Consider the following 1,212-nt stretch of genomic DNA (forward strand, 5'->3'; position numbering starts at 1 on the left):
TCCCGGCCCGCCGCGAAGCCCTCGCCGACGCCCTCGCCTCCGGAGAGCTGCCCTCACGCTCGGCGTCGATCATCAGCACCGCCCTGGACAAAGTCCGGCACCTCGCCGATGAAGAAATGCTCACCCGGATGGAACACGCCCTCACCACCACCGCCATCGAAACAGACCCGGACTTCGTCACCAAAATGGCCCGACGCTGGACCGACCTGATAGACCACGACGGCCCCGAACCCACCGAAGAAGCACTCCGCCAACACCAAGGCGCGTTCCTACGCCGCCGACGCCGCTACGGACTCCACCACATCGAAATCTTCGCCACCGACGAACAATACGAAACCCTCACCACCGCCATGAACACCGCCACCAACCCACGCCTCACCACCGCACCACCCGACACAGCACCCGCCAGCTCCCCCATTACCGGTGCCGGTCACGGACGAGCCAACGAAACCTCGCACGGTCACGGACGAACCAACGAAACCTCGCACGGTCACGGACCACACGCATCACCCGTGCACGCATCACCACCGCACGCATCACCCGTGCACGCATCAGCAGTCTTCAGCCCGGCTTCCACACACTCAGCTGGTAAGGACACCGCTGACGGCCCGGACCTGGACCGGCGTTCGAGGGCCCAGAAACTCCTCAACGGCCTCGTCGGTGCGTGCAGTGTCGCGATGAGCACCGGGAAGCTGCCCTCCAACGGCGGCCTCCGACCCCAACTCACCGTCACCATCGACCACCGCGACCTCTTCACCCAGCTCACCGGGCCCGGCCACGCAGCCCAAAATAGAACAACCCGCCAAGCCGACCAATCCAGCGCCTCCGCCACGGCCCCGAACCAGCCAAACACGCCCAACCAACCCGGCACCGGCGCTCCGCGGTACCGGCCCAGCACAGGGACAGCGACGTTCCTGGGCCCGATCCACCCCACCACCATCCGCAAAATCGCCTGCGACGCCGACATCATCCCCGTCCTACTCGGCAGCGACTCCCGAATCCTGGACATCGGCCGCACCACCCGGATCTTCCCACCCCACATCCGCAAAGCCATCACCGCCCGCGACCAAGGCTGCACCTTCCCCGACTGCACCATGCCCGCACCCTGGTGCGAAGCCCACCACACCACCTACTGGTCCCACGGCGGCACCACAGGCACAGACAACGGCACCCTGCTCTGCAGCCACCACCACCACATCATCCACAAAGAAC

General features: G+C 66.1%; 1 protein-coding gene. It reads left to right on the forward strand.

The genetic code is table 11. The features are described from left to right. Positions 1–1,212, forward strand: a 1,212-nt coding sequence (locus tag HAV21_RS21995) for an HNH endonuclease signature motif containing protein (protein ID WP_166843168.1), incomplete at both ends; no start/stop codon positions are given.

Source organism: Paenarthrobacter sp. MSM-2-10-13, assembly GCF_011605365.1.
Classification (GTDB): Bacteria; Actinomycetota; Actinomycetes; order Actinomycetales; family Micrococcaceae; genus Arthrobacter.